The organism is Aeromonas sp. 6P, assembly GCF_051919525.1.
Taxonomy (GTDB): Bacteria; Pseudomonadota; Gammaproteobacteria; order Enterobacterales; family Aeromonadaceae; genus Aeromonas; species Aeromonas veronii.
Genome location: NZ_JBQBEO010000002.1, coordinates 1,778,947 through 1,796,896, shown reverse-complemented (window position 1 = coordinate 1,796,896; position 17,950 = coordinate 1,778,947). Strand labels below are relative to the sequence as shown.

Below are 17,950 nucleotides of genomic sequence, written 5' to 3'. Positions count from 1 at the left end.
AAGAGTTGGAATTTCTTAATACAAATCAGAACCCTAGACACAGCCCCATTCAAGGCTGACCTTGAGTTGGTTATAGAAAAATGGCGAAAAGAGAAGTGACTGGTATAAAAAAGGCCCCTATCGGGGCCATTTCCAGCATTTAGTTCAAGACAATGGGAAGGCAGGATGAACAAATCCCTGGTAACCATCGATATGCAACTTGGAAAGCAGTTCCACTTGATGTTGATCCTCGACACGGGTCGCAATGGTGGTCACACCGGCATTGTGTGCGGCGCGGCACACTGCTGCCAGGAATGAGGTGTCAGCCCCCGGCTCCATGACCTGACTGGTATAACCGTGATCGACCTTGACATAAGCCGGCGACAGCTCCTCCAGATAGCCAAGAGACTGGAAGTGACGACCATAGTGGTCAACCCCCCACTGGAAGCCATGAGCTTGCAAGGTGCCCACCAACGCAGCCACGTTGTCTTTATGTTTCATGATGGCAGCTTCAGGTATTTCAAATAACAACCGCTCTTTGAGCTCTGCATGCTCGGTCAGATAGCGCGTCAGCCAGGTTAAAAATTCATCCGAGCAGAGCGAGCCAGCAGTGATGTTGATCGCCAGTACCAGATCAGACTGTTTTTGCAGTAATGGAACGCAAGCATCAAGCACCGCTTGGTCAAACTCGCCACCCAATTTGAACTGTTCAATCGCGGGCAAGAACTGACCTGCAAAATAATCAGTGCCATCCCGAGAGATAGAAGCAAACAGCTCGGCATGCAACCTTGCTCCATTATCAAACCGGCAAGCTGGTTGGGCTTTGAAGCGCCAAAGTTGTCGTGAAATGGCATCTTGTACCAGATCTCGCCAGGCCAAACGCCCCATCAAACCTTGCTCGGTCCCCCCTTCCATCACCACAGCACCACGGCGTTCATTGCGCGCCTTGCCAAGCGCATTATCGGCTTTGGTCAACAAGGCAGAGAGATCATCATTACCATCACGACCGGCAATACCGATGACGGAGAGCGCATCCCCTTCGCCCATTGGATTCACCACCAGATCGGCAATGCGGCTATTAATCACTTCAGCCAGCTCTTTTAGCTGAGTCAGATCGTCAGTTGGACAGAGCAGCGCATATTCCGTCGCGGAGATCCGTGCCAAGGCTGCGCCATCCCACCCTTTTAATTGCTCTTTCAAAGCCTGAGCTATCGATTTGACCATGTTGTCGCGGGCAGCAAAGCCTTCATCGCGATAGATATCATCCAGCATGTCGACCGCAACCAGCATGACGCCACCTTGGCCTGCCTCCGCTATCCATGCGTTTACCTGACCCACAAAATAGGCTCGGTTGCCAAGTCCCGATACGGCATCGACATAAACCCGCTCACGCAATTTCTCGGCCTCATCGGCTTGCTCTTTGAACTGCAACGCCAACTTGCTTGAGAGGGTGTTGATCGCCTGAACGACCTGCTTCAATTCATGAGTTTTAGGCTCCGGGATCGTATGACCGAAATGGTGCAACTCGATCTCGACGGCTTGATCACAGATCTGTTTGAGTGGCTTGAGCAAGTAGTTGAGTGCTCTCATCAACAAAATGGTGGTGATCAAAAAGCCGACCAGAAACCAGCTCGCCAGCTCACTCATCCCACGCCACAACTCGTAATAAGCCTGGCCGGGGTGACCCACTACTTTTAATTTTCCAAGCTGCAACCAGCCAGACGTCAGAATTGACTCGTTGGATACCTCAGGAAACAGTCCCAAATTTACAAACCACCGCGGTACCCCCTGAATATTGTTGGTATTTTCCTGCTCGATGACATCCTTTGAGGCCAGCAGATCCAGGCGAACCAATCGATAATAGCCGCCATCAAAAATAGCCTGGATCACCGACTCGGCACCGACCTTGTCACCGTTTTCCAGATAGGGAGTGAGCGCAAGCCCCAGCGAAGTTGCCGTATTGATGACCGTTGTTTCCTGTTGCTGCGCCAGATAAGTGCGGGTTGAATTGAATTGCACCCAGTATGTGGCCGCAAATAACAATCCAAACAGCAGCAGCATAGTGGCTAATAACTGTCGATAGAGCGTCATAGGTTAATCATCCAAATTCACCACTGGCCGAGCCAATCGCCCCGAGGTCATGCGATTGCGTAAATCATTCCATAATCCCAAGCGGGATGATTGACCAGCCAGTTCCCCTTGGCCTCGTGCCTTCATCAACCACAAGTGACTACCGTTAAAACTGTAAATAGGCTCCAGATCACGCCGCTGTGTGGCTGGGCGAATCGAGCCTATCAAATTATCCAAAATAACCGGAACGGAAGAGGGTGTCTCATAATATGCCACCACCATGTGAAACTGGTTGTAATCGAGAGCCTTGACGTACACCATCCGCATTTTATCATCCGGGATCCCAAGCTCGAGCAGCGTAGAGTATTTGGCGATACTGAAATCTTCACAGTCTCCCCCGGCGGCCCCCAAAAATTCCAGCGGGGTTGCCCAATAATCCTTTTTGCGCCATAACTTGATATCGTCAATAAAACGCATCCGATTGAAAAAATTATTAACCCGCTCAAGCTTTTTTTCTTCGCTCAGGGCCCTGCCCTTCGTCTCCATGACCAGCATACGCCAACTGGTTACACGCTTGCCGGCTCTGGCGCCATAGGTCTGATCCGCCCGTTTGATCAAGTTGAGATCTTCCTGTGGCAGAGGCTGACTGGCACAGAGCAGAAGTGAGAAGGGTAACAGCAGGATCCATAAGGAGTGGCGCAAAGCGCGTAGGGATCTGTATCTCCATTCATTAAGAAGATAACACCATCTGCCGCCGGTTTCGCGCTGGAGTGTCACGTCATATTCCTGCTGCATTATTGCTGCTGCACTCCTCAAAGCCCGTGCAACCATCTGCTTTAGCCAAACATGGTGACTGCCAGCAGCAGTCACCATATTGGCGTTCATGATCCCAGCGGGATCATGGGCAAACGGTTATTGCCTGGCCTGCCATTCAGCGGGTTGTTTGACGCTAAATGCATTGAGCAGGCTACCTGTCGCGTTGAGAATGCGATAGTCCGCCAGCAGTGCATCATACTCGGCAGTAATGTAGCTGCGACGCGCCTCGAACAGTTCGTTCTCGGTGTTCAATACGTCCAGCAATGTCCGTTGACCCAACCCAAACTGCTTCTTGTATGCCTGTACGGTGTCATAGCTGGCGTCAACATGCTCTTTCAGGAAGGTCTTCTGCTTGGCCAGCGACTCTTTCGCGTTCCAGGCCAGACGAGTGCCTTCCTCCACCTGGCGGAACGCATTCACATGAATGTCTTTCGCCTGAGAGTAGAGCGCCGATGTTGCATTGCTCTCTGCCACATCAGAGCCGCCACGGAACAGGTTGTAACGCATCCGCACCATGGCGGTCAGGTCATCATTACGGCCAGGAACAGCATCGATATCCTCATTCCAGTTCTGATCGACCTCGAATGTCACATTGGGATAGAAACCGGATTTGGCACCTTCATGCTGATACTTGGCCGCTTCGATATCCTGCAAGGAAGAGAGCAGGGTGGGGTGGACTTCGGTCGCCGTTTTCAGCGCACTATCGAGGCTGGTCGGGATAAGCTCGGTATTGGGAACCGGCTGCACCAGATCTTTGGGTACCTCGTTCACGACACGAATAAATTCACTCTCTGCATCGCGATAGTTGTTTTCAGCAGCAGCCTGATTTGAATAGGCTCGGGCAACACGACCTTCAATCTGGGTCTGATCCGCAGTAGAGCCAAGCCCTGAATCAGTCCGCTTGCTGATGTCGCTGCGGATCTGTTCGTGGGTTTCCAGGTTCTGTTTGGAGAGTTCCAAAATCTCCTGCTGACGCAGCATATTGAGGTAGACCTCAGCTACTCGCAGCGCAGTATTCTCTGCTTCGGAGATCATCGCCAGACGCTGGGCATTGGCTTCTGCTTCGGTTCTGGAGACGTTGTTGCTGACATCAAAGCCATCAAACAACATTTGCCGCAGACTGAGTCCGGCTTCTTTACGCGTCAGTGAATCATCACCCCTGAACCCAGGAGCACGAGTTGTAGGGCTGTCAGTCTTTTCATAGCCTACGCCACCACGCAGATCGATCGTGGGATAATAGCCACCCTTGGCTCCATCATGCTGATAGAGTCGTGCCTGATACAGATCAAACGCTTCCTTGATCTTGGGATGCGTAGCAAGTGTCTGTGCCACCGACTCTTCCAGAGTCTGGGCCTGACCCAAACTCGGGATCAGGATGCAGCCACTGACCAGCATGGCAACAATCGTTTTTTTCATGTTATCTCCAGTCATGTTTTGTTTTTAGATTGTTGGCTTATCGTTCTCTCAGTGCCGACTGCTTCGCCCGTAAAATCGGCTTAAGCAAATAGTCTAGGACACTTTTTTTACCAGTAATGATATCAGCACTGGCTAACATACCGGGGATGATGGGAAGTGCGTTAAGCTCATCGCCCAAGTAACTCTTCTCAGTTCGAACCCGAACCAGATAAAAGGAGTTCCCCTCCTCATCCTGGATCGAATCCGCACTTATCTGTTCAACCTTGCCATGCAATCCTCCATAGATTGTAAAGTCATAGGCAGTAATTTTGACGATGGCATCCAGCCCCGGTCGCAGGAAGGCGATATCTTTCGGTGACACCTTGGCTTCTACCAGCAAGGTATCCTCCAACGGCACAATCTCCATCAAATCCATGCCGGGCTGAACCACGCCGCCCAGGGTGTTGATCTTGAGTTTCTTGATGGTGCCCTTGAGCGGAGCAATCACGCTGGTCCGGTCGACCCTGTCTCGCAAGCCAACCTGCCCTTCTGATAACTGGCCAAGCCGCCCCTGTTTCTCATTCAGTTCAGTCTGGGAGTCTGCTCTGAATTTTAGCGCAATATCATTACGCTTGGAGATGGTCTCACGCAGTACCGAATTGAGTTTTGGGATCAGCAGACGGTTGCTCTCCAGCTCCCCCTGCATCTCGTTGACCTGCCGCTCAAGCTTGATTAGCTCCACTTGAGGCACTATACCCTCTTTCGCCAGCGGACGGCTAATATTCAGTTCCTGTCTGGCCAGATCCACACTGCGATTCACGGTGCGAATTTTGGCATTAAGTTCAATCAGCTCCTGCTCTTTCTGTTCGATTTGCTGACCAAGAATATAGAGCTGGTTCTTCAGGTTATTGAGGCGATCCCGCTGTACAGAGCGCTCACGGTGCGCATATTCGGCAAAGACGGTTTCATAACCATCGGGGAACTGGATTGGCGCTTCGCCTACCACTACCTGCTCACGCCACCCCAGTGCCGGGTCGTTTTTCACCTCGACGCTGGCCATCTCGGCGCGCAGACGGGCCACATCCCCCTTCAGGGTGACGACCTCTTGCTCCCGTTCTCTAAAGTCGGAGCGGAAACGGGTGTCATCAATACGCAGCAGCGGCTGCCCCTTTTCGACGATGTCCCCCTCTTTGACGAAGATCTCTTTGACGATCCCCCCTTCCAGGTTCTGGATCACCTGCAGCTGACGGGACGGAATAACTTTGCCCTGACCCACGGTGACTTCATCCAGTTCGGCCCAGGCCGCCCAGACGATGGCACTCATGAAAAAGAGGAAACAGCACCATAGCAGGATGCGAGCTCCGGTCGGCGTGGTCAGCAGTACAGCTGCCGCGCCGTCATCGACAAACTCCAGATGCTCGGGTGCTGGCAATACCTCGCCGGAAGGCGTCTTTTTGCTGCGCTTGAACCAGTCCATGAGCCCCTTAACCATGGGACACCTCCTGCACGCGCACCTTGCCTTCCTTCAACTGCTGTAACACCACCTCTTTGGGACCATCAGCAACGATCTGCCCCTGCTCGATGACGATCACTCGCGATGCCACATCCAGCATCGAGGTTTTGTGAGTGATGAGGATCAATGTGGTTTCCGGGCCCAGTCTGGCGAGCTCCTGTTTGACCTGCATCTCGGACTGATTGTCCATGTTGGAGGTCGGCTCATCCATCACCAGAATGGGGGGATCATTGAGCAGGGCGCGTGCCAGCAGGATCGACTGACGCTGGCCACCGGATAGCTGACGGCCCCCCTCGCCTATCTGCCGATCCAGCCCGTTAGGATCCCGGTTGGTAAAGTTGGTGACACCCGCCCGCTTGGCTGCGCGCAAGACTCTCACATCATCCACCAGCGGATTACCCAGCATGATGTTGTCCCGCACCGATCCGAAAAAGAGAATGACATCTTGCGGAACACAGCCGATATTGCGACGGATCACCGCAGGTGGCAGTTGATCAAGTTCAAAACCGTCGATACGTACCGAGCCATCGGTCGGTCGATACAGCCCCATCAACAACTTCTCGAGGGTCGTTTTACCCGCCCCAATCCGGCCGATAATCGCCACCTTTTCGCCCGGCTGAATGCGCAAATTGATATTGTGCAGGGTGCTGGTTTCCATGCCGGGATATTTGAAGGAGACATTCTCGAATTCAATGCGACCGGCAATCACCGGATGATGGATATATTGCTTGCCTTCCTCCTGCTCTCCCGGGGTTTGCATGATTTTTTCCAGAATATCCAGTGCTGACTTGGCCTGGTTATAACGGGTCGACAACACGGAGAGTTGCACCATAGGTGCAATGGCGCGACTGGAGAGCATCACGGCGGCAATCATGCCCCCCATAGTGACCAAGCCTTCGGAGATCTGGTAAACACCGACAATCACCAGACCAACCGTCACCACCTGCTGGATATAACTGGCCAGCGAGGACATGGAGTTGGTAATGCGGCGGGTCTGTACGCCCCAGGTGGAAATATGAGAAACGGCCTGTTCCCAGCGATGCTGGAACATGCTCTCGGCGCCGAAAATCTTGACGGTTTCCAGCCCGGAAATACTTTCAATCAGGTTGGCGTTCTTCTGGGACGCAAGGCGCGAACCCTCTTCGATGGACTGCTTGAGGGGCTCCTGAATATAAAAGCTGTAAGCGATGAGGATCAGCATGGCGACGATGGGGACCACCACCATCACACCGGCAAACATCCAGATGATAAAAAGGAAGAAGACGGCAAAAGGGAGATCGATAAGAGTAGAAACCGTTGCGGAGGTGAAAAACTCCCGCACCGATTCAAATTCCTGCAGATGTTTGGCGAACGCGCCGGTGGAAGCGGGACGAGATTCCATCCTCATGCCCATCACCTTGGCGAAAATCTTGGCGGACAGCAGCACATCAGACTTTTTGCCAGCGATATCGATAAAGTAGCTGCGCAACTGCCGCATCACAAAATCGAAGGTAAAGACCACCATGGCCCCGACCGCCAGCACCCAGAGTGAATCAAACGCCAGATTGGGCACAATCTTGTCATAGACGTTCATGGTGAAAAGAGGGCTGGCAATGGCAAACAGGTTGATCAGAATGGAGGCGATCAGCACATCGCGATAGATGCCGCGGGATTCGAACAAGGTGCTCCAGAACCAGTGGCCATCACGGGTTTCCAGTACCTTGGGCGAGCGCTCGTCAAACTTGAACTGCTTCTTTACATAGAAGAGGCGTCCCAGATACTCATCACCCAATTGGGCTGCGGTCAGCCATTGCGCGGCATCACCGGCCTGCGGGAAAATCACTTTCCCCTGGCTGCGATCTTCGTTCCACTCCAGCAAAATGCAGGCGCCACCACTGCGCATCTGCAATACACAAGGCAGCAGCAAGGGAGAAATATCGGCCAGTGGCTGTATCACTTCACGGGCGGATAACCCGCCCCGCTCGGCAGCACGGCAAAAGAGTGCGGTTGTCAGGCGTCCGGAGACCAGTGGCAACCCGGTCGTCAGGGCATCCTGGCTGTTGGGCACACCATAAAAACGGGTCAAGAAGACCAGACACTCCAATAACTCATCAATACGACTTGTTTCTGCTTGCATAGCATCCTGTCACTGCATAAATGAGGTAGATAAGAGCGTTCATCGCTCATATTTCCCTGCTATAGCCACGCTAAAACCGAGTGGCCTTCCCGCTGATGAGACTGATCAGGGGATAAACCTGTCCAGATAGATCGCGACACTCATCGCCAATTTCCCGGCACAGCAGCAATGGCGGCATGATTCGTTATTGGTAAAAATAATCGGCTCATCAACACCATGCTAACACTGCAATCAGGGTGAATGTCGGAGTTAATTGATAATGGCATTTATTATGGCGCACCACTATATCAACCGGCACGTAGCAAAACTATAGTTTAGGGTATGAAGTTTTTTATATAACCCTATGTTTTACGTGAAAATAATAATCTGGCGCTCAATTATAGGTCAGGAAGTATGAAGGGTCTGCCCAACGCGTGACCTTGCGGGCCGTTCAATGAGAGTGCTTTGGCAATGTCCGCCATGGCCGTCCAGCGATTTTCACACCAGGCTGGCGCCAACAGGGTTGGACGGCGCGCGGAGGCCGAAATCCGGTGATACACCACCTCGGGCGGCGTGTGCTGGATCATGGCAACGGCCGCTTCCACATACTGCTCCAGCGTCAAGACCTCAAGGCGCCCCGCCTGCCACGCTTTGCCAAGAGTACTACCCTCTACCACATGAAGCGGATGCAGCTTGATCCCCTCAACACCGGTCTCAACGATGCGATGCAGGGTATCGAGGCTGTCCATCGGCACTTCGCCCGGCAGGCCGACGATCAGATGAGCACATACCTTGATGCCGCGCTGATGGGCACGTCTTACCGCATCCTCATAGGCGGCATAACCGTGGCCGCGGTTGATCCGTTGCAGGGTCTTGTCGTTGGCACTTTGCAGCCCGAGCTCCAGCCACACCTCGTAACCCCGGGCCTGATAGCCCGCCAACAGATCCAGCACCGCATCCGGCACGCAATCGGGGCGAGTGCCCACACAGAGCCCCACCATATCGCTCACTGACAGCGCCTCTTCATACATCCGCTGCAGATATTCGACCTCGGCATAGGTGCTGGTATAGGCCTGAAAATAGGCAAGATAGCGCTTGGCACGGGTGACTTCGTCCCGGCGAGCCAGCAGTTGTTGCACCACGGAGAGTTGCTGAGCCGACTCGTCAGCAAAAGAGGATACGTTGCAGAAGGTGCAGCCACCACGGCCCAGGGTGCCGTCACGGTTCGGGCAGGTGAAGGCCCCGTGGATGGAGAGTTTGTGGATCTTCTGACCATGACGCTGCTTGAGATCCTGACCGAATGTATTGACGAGTTCGTGTAACTGCATGACACCTCCGCTAAAGGAGCGCCATTGTACGAGCTTGCGCAAAACAGGGGCTGAGCTGGATCAAGCTAGCGGAGAGGGTAAAACATATAAAGACCCGACCAATTTTGAATAAATATAGAGAAAAAGCGCAAAAAAAGGATTTTTACAGTTCTTTGACGATTCAAACAGTAAACATCCATATGAAAATGAGACCTGATAACCCACTGTTGAACAATGAAAAATTCAAAGAGACCCTACAGCACACAATTGCAAGCATGGGATATTGAAAATGTGATCACTTCCGCTCTCGGTAGCATAGGGTTGGTAAAATTACTACATTCGCCCATCGTCGCCGAGCGCACCATTGAGCCCGTCAATGGCGATATATTTAACCAACAAAATAAAACAAAACAGAATAAACACTTCATAACTGCGAGCAAATCCCACCAATCCGACATTTTGTTATGCGAATGTAACTATGAAGACAAACCTGACCTGCGATTGACCTCGCCAGAAAATCCCATTAGTTTGGAGATTCGCCACGTCAGGCAGACGGAACCACAAGAGCCAATCGCAATTTATGCAGTCAGGTGATGACTGTGCGATACAAGGCCGAGCAAGGGAGAAATGCAATGTCACTATATGATCCAAAGCTGGAGAGGGATAACTGTGGCTTCGGCCTGTTGGCCCACATGGAAGGGGAAGCCAGCCACAAGCTTGTCCGTCTCGCGATGTCAGCATTGGCTCGCATGCAGCACCGCGGCGGGATCTCCGCCGATGGCAAGACCGGCGATGGTTGCGGTCTGCTGCTGCAAAAACCGGACAGCTTCTTCAGAGCTGTCGCCGAGGAGAAGGGATGGCACCTTGGCCGCAACTATGCGGTCGGCATGCTGTTTCTCAACCCTGACCCCGTATTGGCCCAGCAGACCCGCGACATCATAGACGAAGAGCTGGAAAAAGAGACCCTGAGTCTGGTCGGCTGGCGCAAGGTGCCCGTCGATACCAACGTACTGGGTACCATCGCCAAAGCCTCCCTGCCCAGCATTGAACAGGTTTTTGTCAACGCCCCGCCCGGCTGGGTCGACAAGGATCTCGAGCGCCGCCTCTATATCGTGCGCCGCCGCATCGAAAAGCGCGTCAACGACGACTACTTCTATGTGGTCAGCCTCTCCAACCTGGTCACCGTCTATAAAGGGCTGTGCATGCCGGTGGACTTGCCGCGCTTCTATCTGGATCTCGCCGACATCCGTATGCAGGCGGCCATCTGCGTCTTCCACCAGCGCTTCTCCACCAACACCAGCCCGCGCTGGCCGCTGGCGCAGCCGTTTCGCTATCTGGCCCACAACGGCGAGATCAACACCATCGCCGGCAACCGTCAGTGGGCCAAGGCGCGCAGCTACAAGTTTGCCACCCCGCTCATTCCCGATTTGCAGGAAGCGGCACCCTTCGTCAACACCACGGGGTCGGATTCCTCCAGTCTCGACAACATGCTGGATCTCTTCCTCGCCGGTGGCATGGACCTGTTCCGCGCCATGCGCTTGTTGATCCCGCCTGCATGGCAAAAACACCCGAACATGGATGACGACCTGCGCGCCTTCTACGACTTCAACTCCATGCACATGGAGCCGTGGGACGGCCCGGCCGGTATCGTCATGACCGACGGTCGCTACGCCACCTGCGCACTTGATCGCAACGGTCTGCGTCCGGCCCGCTACGTCATCACCAAGGACAAGTTCATCACACTCGCCTCCGAGGTCGGCACCTGGGACTACACCCCGGACGAAGTGCTGGAGAAGGGCCGGGTCGGCCCGGGCGAGCTGTTCGTGGTCGATACCAGCAACGGCAAGGTGTGGACCAGCTTCGAGATCGATGACGATCTCAAGAGCCGCCACACCTACAAACAGTGGATGGACAAACATTGCCGCCGGCTGGTTCCCTTCGAGCAGATGGACGACAGCCAGACCGGTAGCCGCGAGTTCTCCGATGAGCAGCTGAAAACCTATCAGAAGCTGTTTGGCTACTCCTTCGAGGAGCTGGACCAGATCATCCGGGTTCTCGGTGAAAATGGTCAGGAAGCGGTGGGCTCCATGGGGGATGACACCCCGATGGCAGTGCTCTCTTCCAGCGCTCGCACCCTTTATGACTACTTCCGCCAGATGTTTGCGCAGGTGACCAACCCGCCCATCGATCCGCTGCGGGAGAATCACGTGATGTCGCTCGCCACCTGTATCGGTCGCGAGCAGAACGTCTTCAACGAGACCTTCGGCCACGCCCACCGGGTGCTGTTCCAGTCACCGATCCTGCTCTACTCCGACTTCCACCAGCTGCTGGCACTGGAGGGAGAGTACTACCGGCACAAGGTGATCAGCCTCAACTTCAAGCCCGAAGAGGGACTGGAGGCCGCCATCCTGCGCATCTGCGAGGAGGCCAAGGCTGCCGCCAGGAGCGGTACCGTGCTGCTGGTGCTGTCGGATCGCGACATCAGCATCGATACCCTACCCATCCCGGCCGCCATGGCGGTGGGTGCGGTGCAGCGTACTCTGGTGGACAACAACCTGCGCTGTGACGCCAACATTCTGGTGGAGACCGCGAGCGTGCGCGATCCGCACCACTTCTCGGTGTTGCTGGGCTTTGGCGCGACCGCCATCTACCCCTATCTGGCCTACGAAACCCTGGCCAAACAGGTTGAAGAGGGGGTGCTCGCCATGCCCCTGCGCCAGGCGATGGTCAACTACCGCAACGGCATCAACAAGGGGCTCTACAAGGTGATGTCCAAGATGGGCATCAGCACGGTCGCCAGCTACCGCTGCTCCCAGCTGTTTGAAGCGGTGGGTCTGGCCAAAGCCGTGGTCGAGACCTGTTTCCGTGGCGTATCGAGCCGTATTCAGGGCGCCGACTTTGCCGACATCCAGCAGGATCAACTCAAGCTGGCACGTCAGGCCTGGCTGGCCCGCAAGCCCCTCGCCCACGGCGGCCTGCTCAAGTTCGTTCACGGCGGCGAGTACCACACCTACAACCCGGATGTGGTGCAGACCCTGCAAACCGCGGTGCGCTCCGGCAACTATGCCGATTACAAGGAGTACGCCCGTCTGGTCAACGAACGCCCGGTCTCTACCTTGCGTGACCTGCTGGCCCTGAAGAAGGTCGACAATCCGGTCGCACTGGATCAGGTTGAGCCAGCCGACAAGCTGTTCCCCCGCTTTGACTCCGCCGCCATGTCCATCGGTGCCCTCGGCCCTGAGGCCCACGAGGCGCTGGCTGTCGCCATGAACCGCCTCGGCGGTCAGAGCAACTCCGGTGAAGGGGGCGAAGATCCCAAGCGCTTCGGTACCGAGAAGAACTCCCGCATCAAGCAGGTGGCTTCCGGCCGCTTTGGCGTCACCCCCCACTACCTGATGAACGCCGATGTGGTGCAGATCAAGGTGGCTCAGGGGGCCAAGCCCGGCGAGGGTGGCCAGCTGCCCGGTGACAAGGTGACTGCCCAGATCGCCCAGCTGCGTTATTCCGTGCCCGGCGTGACCCTGATTTCACCGCCGCCGCACCACGACATTTACTCCATCGAGGATCTGGCCCAGCTCATCTTCGACATCAAGCAGATCAACCCAAGCTGTCTGGTGTCGGTGAAACTGGTCTCCGAACCCGGCGTTGGCACCATCGCCTGCGGCGTGGCCAAGGCCTATGCCGACTTCATCACCATCTCCGGTTATGACGGCGGTACCGGTGCCAGCCCCCTCACCTCGGTCAAATATGCCGGCTCCCCGTGGGAGCTGGGTCTGGCCGAGACCCAACAGGCGCTGGTCGCCAACGGCCTGCGCCACAAGGTGCGACTGCAGGTGGATGGCGGCCTCAAGACCGGTCTGGACATCATCAAAGCGGCCATCCTCGGCGCCGAGAGCTTCGGTTTTGGCACCGGCCCCATGGTGGCGCTCGGTTGCAAATACCTGCGGATCTGCCACCTGAACAACTGCGCCACCGGCGTTGCCACTCAGGATGAGAAGCTGCGTCGCGAGCACTTCACCGGCCTGCCGGAGATGGTGATGAACTACTTCAAGTTCATCGCCGAGGAGACCCGCGAGCTGATGGCCCAGCTCGGCGTCACCCAGCTGACCGACCTGATTGGCCGCACCGATCTGCTGGAAGCCCTGCCCGGCCTCACCGCCCGTCAGGCCAAGCTGGATCTCTCCGGCATTCTGGCCCGTCCGGTTGCTCCGGCAGGCTCCAGCCTGTTCAGCCAGCAGCACAACCCCACCTTCGACAAGGGACCGCTCAACCTGAAAATGGTGGAAGATCTGCTGGAAGCGGTGGAAACCTCAAGCGGCGGAGAGTTCCGCTACGACATTCGCAACACCGACCGCTCGGTGGGTGCGCGCCTCTCGGGCGAGATCGTCAAACGTCACGGCAATCAGGGAATGGCGGCGGATCCGGTCAAGGTGCACTTCAACGGCACCGCAGGCCAGAGCTTCGGCGTCTGGAACGCAGGTGGCCTCGAGATGATCCTCACCGGTGACGCCAACGACTACGTGGGCAAGGGGATGACCGGCGGCAAGCTGGTGATCAAGCCCCATGTCGGCGTGGCGTTCAAATCCCATGAAGCGGCCATCATCGGCAACACCTGCCTCTACGGCGCCACCGGCGGCAAACTCTACGCCGCAGGCACTGCCGGCGAGCGTTTCGCGGTGCGCAACTCCGGCGCCCTGGCGGTAGTCGAGGGGATTGGCGACAACGGCTGTGAATACATGACCGGCGGCATCGTCACCGTGCTCGGTCAGACCGGTGTCAACTTTGCGGCGGGCATGACCGGCGGCTTTGCCTACGTGCTCGACGAGTGCGGCAACTTCGCCAAGCGCACCAACCCCGAGCTGGTGGAACTGCTGGACGTGGCGGATCTCGCCATCCATCAGGAGCACCTGCGCGGCATCATCACGGCGCACCTCAATGAGACCGGCAGCTCGCGCGCCGAGGAGATCCTGGCCAACTTCGACTCCTATGTGCCCAAGTTCAGGCTGATCAAACCCAAGTCCAGCGACGTGAAATCGCTGCTGGGTCACACCAGCCGTTCCAGTGCAGAACTCAGAATCCAGGCGCAATAAGGAGGGAACCCTATGAGCCAGAACGTATTTCAGTTTATCGATGTCCAGCGGGTTGACCCGCCCAAGAAGCCGCTCAAGATCCGCAAAATCCAGTTTGTGGAGATCTACGAGTCCTTCAATCAGCCGCAGGTACAGATGCAGGCAGATCGCTGCCTAGAGTGCGGCAACCCCTACTGCGAGTGGAAGTGTCCGGTCCACAACTACATCCCCAACTGGCTGAAGCTGGCCAAAGAGGGGCGCATTCTGGAGGCGGTGGAGCTCTCCCACCAGACCAACAGCCTGCCGGAAGTGTGCGGTCGGGTCTGCCCACAGGATCGCCTCTGTGAGGGCTCCTGCACCCTCAACGATCGCTTCGGCGCTGTGACCATCGGCAACATCGAAAAATACATCACCGACAAGGCGTTCGAGATGGGCTGGAAGCCCGACCTCTCGAACGTGGTCAAGACCGGCAAGCGGGTCGCCGTTATTGGCGCCGGCCCGGCGGGTCTTGCCTGTGCCGATGTGCTGGCACGCAACGGCGTCACCCCGGTGGTGTTTGACAAATATCCCGAAATTGGCGGCCTGCTCACCTTCGGTATCCCCTCCTTCAAGCTGGAAAAAGAGGTGATGCAGCGTCGCCGCGAGATCTTCCAGGGGATGGGTGTGGAGTTTCGTCTCGAGACCGAAGTGGGCAAGGACATCACCTTCGCCGACCTGCTCGGCGAGTTCGATGCGGTCTTCCTCGGGGTCGGTACCTACAAGTACATGAAGGGCGGCTTTGCCAACGAAGAGGCGCCGGGCGTCTATGATGCCCTGCCCTACCTCATCGCCAACGCCAACCGCTTGCTGGGGTTCGAGAAGGCGCAAGCTGACTACATCGACTTCGCCGGCAAGCAGGTGGTGGTGCTGGGCGGTGGCGATACCGCCATGGACTGCGTGCGGACCGCCATCCGTCAGGGGGCTGACAAGGTTATCTGCGCCTATCGCCGCGACGAGGAGAACATGCCGGGCTCCAAGCGGGAGGTGAAAAACGCCCGCGAGGAGGGGGTTGAATTCATGTTCAACCTGCAACCGGTGGCAGTCGAACTGGATGCCAACGGTCGCACCGTCGGCATCAAAGTGGTGAGCACCGAGCTGGGTGAACCCGATGCCAATGGCCGCCGCAATCCGGTGGTCATCGAAGGCTCCGAGCAGGTGCTGGCTGCCGATGCGGTGGTGATGGCGTTTGGCTTCCAGCCCAACCCCCAACCCTGGATGGCGGAGTTCGGCATCGAGCTCGACAACCGGGATCGCATCAAGGCCCACGAGCAGGCGGAATACGCCTTCCAGACCAGCAATCCCAAGGTGTTCGCCGGTGGCGACGCGGTACGTGGCTCCGATCTGGTGGTGACCGCCATCTACGAAGGGCGCAAAGCGGCCGAAGGGATCATGGACTATCTGGCGGTCTGATCCGACCGACCAAGACCCTGATACGCTTTCACAATCAGCCTCGCCAATGCGGGGCTGATTTTTGTAGCTACCCACCCCCTACAAACGCACCACCAGCCACTCCCCCTTGCCGACCGGCACCAGCGAGGTGGCAAAGGCCGGATCCTGCCCGACCTCGTTCATCCACTCCACCATCTCGCTGCGATGGGAGATGGCGTTGTCGACCACCAGCAGGCCACGGGGTGCCAGCAGGCGGCGGATCTGCGGCCACCATGCCCGGTAGTGCTGACGATCCGAATCGAGGAAGATGAGCTGATAGCCGGCTTGCGGCAAGGTCGGTAACAGCTCACTCGCATCCCCTGCCAGCAACGTTACCCAGGGGGCCAACCCTGCCTGCTGAAAGTTGTCATGGGCCTGTACGCGCTTATCCTCATCCAGCTCAATGGTGGTCACGTGCCCCTCCAGCCGACGCACCGCTTCTGCCAGCCAGAGTGTGGAGTAACCATTTGAGGTGCCGATCTCCAGCACCGCCTGCGCCCCACGGGTCTGCACCAGCACTGACAGCAACTCCCCCGTGTCGCGGGTGATATTGAGCAGCTTGCGGTGGCGAGCCTGCTGCATGCTGTCATTGCGCTCGCCAAGCTGCTCCAGCTGGCGTTTTAACTGTTCCAGTTCCATCGATATCCCTTTCGTCCTTACCCAAAACCATTAGCCCACACCTCCAAGCTTGGCATTTGGGAGTCAAATGATTGCTTTCAACCGCCATTCACACCACAAAGGATGAGAAAGGACAACCATTTGAGGCAGAATTTGTGACGTCTATCTGTTACACTTCGCGCCCGCCATTTTCCGGCTCACTCTCTGACTTGATGTCAGGCGCAGCCGTCGGTGGTTACAACCTCCGTCTCGCTCATGCCGAGCTAACCAAGCCAAACACAGCCCAGCTGGAACACAGGAACCCATTATGAGATTTGAATCGTTCGATTTTGCCCCCGAGATTTTGCGTGCTGTCTCAGATTGCGGTTATCAGGAGATGACCCCTGTGCAGCAACAGGCGATCCCGGCCATTCGCCGTGGCCGCGATGTGCTGGCCAGCGCCCAGACCGGTACCGGCAAGACCGCCGCCTTCGCCCTGCCCATCTTGCAGCGTCTGGTAGACAATCCGGCGCCGGTCCAGCCTTCCAACGCCCGTGTGCTGATCCTGACCCCGACCCGCGAGCTGGCGGCTCAGGTGGCGAGCAACATCAATGACTTCGCCAAGTATCTCGATATCACCACCATCACCATCGTCGGCGGTGGCAAGCAGGACGTGCAGGCCAAGAAGCTCAAAGCGGGCGCTCACATCATTGTGGCCACCCCGGGCCGTCTGCTGGAGCACCTCACCGCCTGCAATCTCAGCCTCTCCGGTGTCGAGTGTCTGGTGATGGATGAAGCGGATCGCATCCTCGACATGGGCTTCAGTGCCGATGTGCAGAAGATCCTGCAAGCGGTCAACAAGACCCGTCAAAACCTGCTCTTCTCCGCCACCTTCTCCGACGCGGTGAAGAAGCTGGCCAACCTGATGCTGGACAGACCGCAGATCGTCAGCGTCAACAAGCAGAACTCCACCGCCGACACCGTCAGCCACACCGTCTATCCGGTCGAGCAGAAGCGCAAGCGCGAGCTGCTCTCCGAGCTGATTGGCAAGCAGAACTGGCAGCAGGTGCTGGTGTTTGCCAGTACCCGCGAGAGCTGTGATGTGCTGGTCGAGGAGCTGAACCTCGACGGCATCAAGTCCGCCGTTGTCCATGGCGAGAAGGCCCAGGGCAACCGTCGCCGCGCCCTGCGCGAATTCATGGAAGGCAAGGTACGGGTACTGGTGGCCACCGAAGTGGCCGCCCGTGGTCTGGACATTCCGGATCTGGAATACGTGGTCAACTATGATCTGCCGTTCCTGGCGGAAGATTACGTGCACCGCATCGGCCGTACCGGTCGTGCCGGCAAGCGCGGCATGGCCATCTCCTTCGTCAGCCGTGAAGAGGAGCGTACCCTGCTGGAGATCGAGGCCCTGATCGGCCAGAAGATCCGCCGCATCATGGTACCGGGCTATGAGGTGAGCAGCCGTGACGAGCTGATCAAACAGCTGCAGGAGCGTCGTCGCTTCGGCAAGCGTCCACAGCGTGAAGATAACGCCGTGGCTCAGGTGATGGCCGAAGCCAAGCTGCAGGGTCAGCGCCTCAAGCGTCTGGCCGCCGCCAAGAAGCCCCGTCAGCCGAAATAAGGCGGGCAGTTGCTCTAT

The 17,950-nt window shown here is 56.7% G+C and carries 10 protein-coding genes; 3 read left to right on the top strand and 7 right to left on the bottom strand.

Annotated features, from left to right (window positions below):
* Window positions 1–144 precede the first annotated feature (144 nt).
* From ACTG2J_RS08525 to ACTG2J_RS08500, 6 genes are all read right to left on the bottom strand, one after another.
* The gene (locus tag ACTG2J_RS08525; RefSeq protein WP_042056178.1) at window positions 145–2,070 is read right to left on the bottom strand and encodes an EAL domain-containing protein; all 1,926 of its coding nucleotides are present in this window, start codon (window positions 2,068–2,070) and stop codon (window positions 145–147) included.
* A 3-nt stretch (window positions 2,071–2,073) separates the two neighbouring features.
* Window positions 2,074–2,826, bottom strand: coding sequence for a transglutaminase-like cysteine peptidase (locus tag ACTG2J_RS08520; protein ID WP_439997905.1), 753 nt, complete (start codon window positions 2,824–2,826; stop codon window positions 2,074–2,076).
* A gap of 135 nt (window positions 2,827–2,961) precedes the next feature.
* Window positions 2,962–4,281, bottom strand: coding sequence for a TolC family outer membrane protein (locus ACTG2J_RS08515; protein ID WP_439997389.1), 1,320 nt, complete (start codon window positions 4,279–4,281; stop codon window positions 2,962–2,964).
* 37 nt (window positions 4,282–4,318) lie between these two features.
* Window positions 4,319–5,752, bottom strand: coding sequence for an HlyD family type I secretion periplasmic adaptor subunit (locus ACTG2J_RS08510; RefSeq protein WP_005350982.1), 1,434 nt, complete (start codon window positions 5,750–5,752; stop codon window positions 4,319–4,321).
* Window positions 5,745–7,889, bottom strand: coding sequence for a type I secretion system permease/ATPase (locus ACTG2J_RS08505; protein ID WP_005350980.1), 2,145 nt, complete (start codon window positions 7,887–7,889; stop codon window positions 5,745–5,747). Before ACTG2J_RS08505 ends, ACTG2J_RS08510 begins: the two co-directional genes overlap by 8 nt.
* Before the next feature lie 377 nt (window positions 7,890–8,266).
* A complete protein-coding gene (locus ACTG2J_RS08500) occupies window positions 8,267–9,196 on the bottom strand; it encodes a TIGR01212 family radical SAM protein (protein WP_042083735.1) in 930 nt (309 codons plus the stop codon).
* Window positions 9,197–9,807: 611 nt separating this feature from the next.
* On the opposite strand from ACTG2J_RS08500, the gene gltB reads away from it, so the two are divergent.
* Together gltB and ACTG2J_RS08490 are read left to right on the top strand one after the other, a co-directional pair.
* Window positions 9,808–14,265 carry a glutamate synthase large subunit gene (gene gltB / locus ACTG2J_RS08495; protein ID WP_323905639.1) on the top strand — a complete coding sequence of 1,486 codons (4,458 nt, stop codon included), beginning with the start codon at window positions 9,808–9,810 and terminating at the stop codon, window positions 14,263–14,265.
* A gap of 12 nt (window positions 14,266–14,277) precedes the next feature.
* Window positions 14,278–15,693 carry an FAD-dependent oxidoreductase gene (locus tag ACTG2J_RS08490; RefSeq protein ID WP_439997388.1) on the top strand — a complete coding sequence of 472 codons (1,416 nt, stop codon included), beginning with the start codon at window positions 14,278–14,280 and terminating at the stop codon, window positions 15,691–15,693.
* 78 nt (window positions 15,694–15,771) lie between these two features.
* Here the strand turns inward: ACTG2J_RS08490 and ACTG2J_RS08485 are convergent, their stop codons facing one another.
* On the bottom strand, window positions 15,772–16,350 hold the full coding sequence (locus ACTG2J_RS08485) for an O-methyltransferase (protein WP_236350877.1): 579 nt from the start codon (window positions 16,348–16,350) through the stop codon (window positions 15,772–15,774).
* Window positions 16,351–16,636: 286 nt separating this feature from the next.
* On the opposite strand from ACTG2J_RS08485, the gene ACTG2J_RS08480 reads away from it, so the two are divergent.
* On the top strand, window positions 16,637–17,932 hold the full coding sequence (locus tag ACTG2J_RS08480; RefSeq protein WP_005337380.1) for a DEAD/DEAH box helicase: 1,296 nt from the start codon (window positions 16,637–16,639) through the stop codon (window positions 17,930–17,932).
* The last annotated feature ends 18 nt before the right edge of the window (window positions 17,933–17,950 follow it).

Coding starts and splice junctions, on each gene's coding strand:
- ACTG2J_RS08525 (WP_042056178.1), bottom strand. CDS start 2,070: ATGACGCTCTATCGACAGTTATTAGCCACTATGCTGCTGCTGTTTGGA.
- ACTG2J_RS08515 (WP_439997389.1), bottom strand. CDS start 4,281: ATGAAAAAAACGATTGTTGCCATGCTGGTCAGTGGCTGCATCCTGATC.
- ACTG2J_RS08510 (WP_005350982.1), bottom strand. CDS start 5,752: ATGGTTAAGGGGCTCATGGACTGGTTCAAGCGCAGCAAAAAGACGCCT.
- ACTG2J_RS08505 (WP_005350980.1), bottom strand. CDS start 7,889: ATGCAAGCAGAAACAAGTCGTATTGATGAGTTATTGGAGTGTCTGGTC.
- ACTG2J_RS08500 (WP_042083735.1), bottom strand. CDS start 9,196: ATGCAGTTACACGAACTCGTCAATACATTCGGTCAGGATCTCAAGCAG.
- gltB (WP_323905639.1), top strand. CDS start 9,808: ATGTCACTATATGATCCAAAGCTGGAGAGGGATAACTGTGGCTTCGGC.
- ACTG2J_RS08490 (WP_439997388.1), top strand. CDS start 14,278: ATGAGCCAGAACGTATTTCAGTTTATCGATGTCCAGCGGGTTGACCCG.
- ACTG2J_RS08485 (WP_236350877.1), bottom strand. CDS start 16,350: ATGGAACTGGAACAGTTAAAACGCCAGCTGGAGCAGCTTGGCGAGCGC.
- ACTG2J_RS08480 (WP_005337380.1), top strand. CDS start 16,637: ATGAGATTTGAATCGTTCGATTTTGCCCCCGAGATTTTGCGTGCTGTC.